4 protein-coding genes are annotated in these 3,045 nt (G+C 24.9%); 3 read left to right on the top strand and 1 reads right to left on the bottom strand.

Going from position 1 to position 3,045, the window contains the following annotated elements; translation table 4 throughout:
- Positions 1–506: hypothetical protein (locus EHU54_RS05165; RefSeq protein ID WP_400249310.1), on the top strand; the 506-nt coding region annotated here is incomplete at its 5' end.
- 39 nt (positions 507–545) lie between these two features.
- Here EHU54_RS05165 and EHU54_RS05160 read toward each other — a convergent pair.
- Entirely contained in the window at positions 546–872 is a 327-nt protein-coding gene (locus EHU54_RS05160; RefSeq protein ID WP_241460516.1) for a S1 RNA-binding domain-containing protein, read from the bottom strand.
- A gap of 449 nt (positions 873–1,321) precedes the next feature.
- Between EHU54_RS05160 and EHU54_RS05155 the strand changes: the two genes are divergently transcribed.
- The gene (locus EHU54_RS05155) at positions 1,322–2,719 is read left to right on the top strand and encodes a ribosome-inactivating family protein (RefSeq protein ID WP_400249308.1); all 1,398 of its coding nucleotides are present in this window, start codon (positions 1,322–1,324) and stop codon (positions 2,717–2,719) included.
- 14 nt (positions 2,720–2,733) lie between these two features.
- Positions 2,734–3,045, top strand: a 312-nt coding sequence (locus EHU54_RS05150) for a lipoprotein (protein ID WP_400249307.1), incomplete at its 3' end; no start/stop codon positions are given.

Genomic DNA, 3,045 nt, shown 5'->3' with positions numbered 1-3,045 from the left:
TATTTAGTGGCTATAAAATTAATGAAAATAATGAATATGATAAATATTTAATTGAAGAAAATGTTGTTACACCAAAAAATGCAATGAATTTAAATGAAATAGTTGAACATTATGGACAATGAATAATCAATACTTTTGATAAATTTGATGGTTTTGAATATGCAACATTTCATTATGATATTAATGCCTATGACTTTATGCAAAAATTACAAGAAGATATTTACCCTTATTTAGGCTATAAAATTAAAATGTTTAAAGCCAAAAAACATCAGACATCTCTTAATAAAGAAGCGGGTATAATCAATCGCGTAACCTGAATAAGAAAAATGTTTGTTCAAGGCAAAATATATTGCATATTAGATAACTTCCCATTTTTAGATAAGTGCATTAGTGAACTAAGATTTAGTGATACCAAAACAAACACACCCGATAGTAAAATGTACCATGACCCATATGATGCTTTATTTTATGGTTCTTATCCATATCGTTTTAAAATGGGAATATAAAAAAGGTTTTTAAAACCTTCTAAAATTTATAAATTTTATTTACTTTTTATTTATTAAATAATTAGTATTTAATGTTTTTTCTAAACTAGGTGATTTTTCTTGTATTTCATTACCATCATCATTTTTCAATAGTTCAAGATGACAATTTTTATAACTTAATTTAAGATGTTTTCTAATTTTATTAAAATCTAACACCTCAACTTCAATTTCATCACCAACAGTGAAAAAATCTTTAATATCTCTTACATAATAATCTGAAATCTCACTAATATGAATTAAACCATCAGCCTTTTCTGCTCTACAAAAAGCACCATAAGGTGTAATATTTGTTATTTTAACATTAACTTTATTTCCTTTTTTATACATAAAATTAAATATACTTCCTTTCTTTAAATGCTTTAATTATATCATTAAGACTATAAAAATCATTTGCAGAATTGGGCGAGCGGTTGATTTTTTTAAATTTTTGTGATAAAATGACTTACAAGTTAAAAAAGATTTTGAAGTTCTTTCAAACAAATTTGGGAACCTTTATAAAATTCTTCGCTTAACGCTTAGAATTTTTCCCAAGTACTTTGAAAAGCGCGGCAAAAGTTTTTTTAAACTTTAAGTTATTTTTCACAAAATTATGAAAATCACCGCGAGCCCAGATTAGTATTAAAATATAATCACAATAATAATCATTATAAATAAGCCCCTTTCTAAAATAAAATATTTAAAACTCTTGACTTGCATATATATATATATATATATATATATAATGTCAATATATCTTGATAAAAAGTTTCAAGATGAAAGAAAGGAAATTATACAAAATGAAAAAACTGTTAAGTTTATTAAGTGTCTTAACAATTAGTGGAACTGCTGTGCCAACAACAATTGCCGCCAGTCCTTATGAAAAACAAGAAGAAAATAAAACACAAACATCAACTGAATATTCTATTTTTAAAAATGATGCGTCGTTTAAAACACCAAGATTATATGTTAATTGAAATGCTAATGATTATTTTGATAAATTAAAAAAACAAATTTTAAAAAGTTTATTAGATAATGGAATTATATTAAATTTAAACAATAGTGGTGGAACATCATACTTTGCTATTAATAATACACAATTTAATTCTTTTGTTATTCCTTTTTCTGTAGAAAGAGATAATCAATCAATTAATATTGACTTAGTTTTTAGATCAAGCGATTTTTATTTACAAGGTTTTTCATATGATACAATATATTATCATTTTTCCGATTCTACAATAACAAGTATTAATGGTCAAACTCCTAGAAACTTAAACTTTGATTCAAATTATAACACTCTGATCGGTGATTCTAACCCCACAATAAGTTGATCAGGTATAGAACAAGCTTTTAATGATTTAGTAAATTATGGTGAAAACCCCGGAAACAACTCTGTAATCAGAGGGGCATTAGCTCGCGTTATTTTAGCAACAGCAGAAAGTATGCGTTTTAGACAAGTTAGAGAAAATATTGAAAGAACTTATAATCAAAATATTCAATTATATTGAAGAGATGATTTTTACCCAATTATAACTAATTGATCAAGAACCACAAGCGAAGCAATTAATTATTTAGAAGAACATGAAAATAGTTTAGATGGATTTACTCACATTAGTAAGATTTTAATATTTACTTCAGTAATTTTAATGCATTTAAATAGTTGTGGAAGTTTTTACTATAAAAATAATACAACGTGTTATGATAAACCAATATTATCAAAATTTTTAACTGAAAATCAACAACCAGTAGAATATTTTTTAGAATGACGTAACGGAGAAGAAAAAATTGGAATACTTGATATTAATTTAGGCAGAGAAATTCCAACTTATTATAATAAAATTATTTTTTTTAATGAAGAAGAAAATAAAGAGGTATATTCAAAATTTTCTTGAGGTGGAAATTCACATTGGAGTTGAAATGTAAATGATATTTTTAAAAATAAGAATATTAAAGATATTATTACTAATGTTAAAGTTGTTTCTGATTCAGATGCTAAAAAATATGCAAATAAAGAATTAATTGATATTAAATGACGTGGTTCAGCAAGAGGTAAAGTATATACTGGTCTTACATTTTATTGAAAAGAAGATAATACTTGACATTTACAAATTTTAACATATTTATACGGTGAAAGTTGAGCAAGTTGAAGTGGCGGTGCTTCATGACACAATCTTGGCAGACGTATTGAATTATCTTAAATTAAAATAATTAAATGAAAAAAATATTAAGCATTTTAGGAACAATCACTTTAATAGGAACAAGTACAACAAGTTTAGTTGCTTGTAATACACCACAAGAATATACACCTGAAAAATTAGAACAACTAAAAGAAAAGAACAATATAAATACAAAAAATGGTATTTTAGAATGAATAGCGCAACAAGAAACACCATTTAATCAAGTTGATAATAAATGATATTTTGTGGTGTGGCGTAATGATGATAATGGTAATTTAAAAATTAGTAAATTTAAAAATAATGTAAAATTGAATGTTGGTGAGACACACACTATTAACGAGAGTTTA

This window comes from Spiroplasma sp. ald (assembly GCF_044714355.1).
Taxonomy (GTDB): Bacteria; Bacillota_I; Bacilli_A; order Mycoplasmatales; family Mycoplasmataceae; genus Spiroplasma; species Spiroplasma phoeniceum.
Note: the sequence above shows the minus strand (reverse complement) of the source record. Positions and strands in the feature narration are given on the sequence as shown.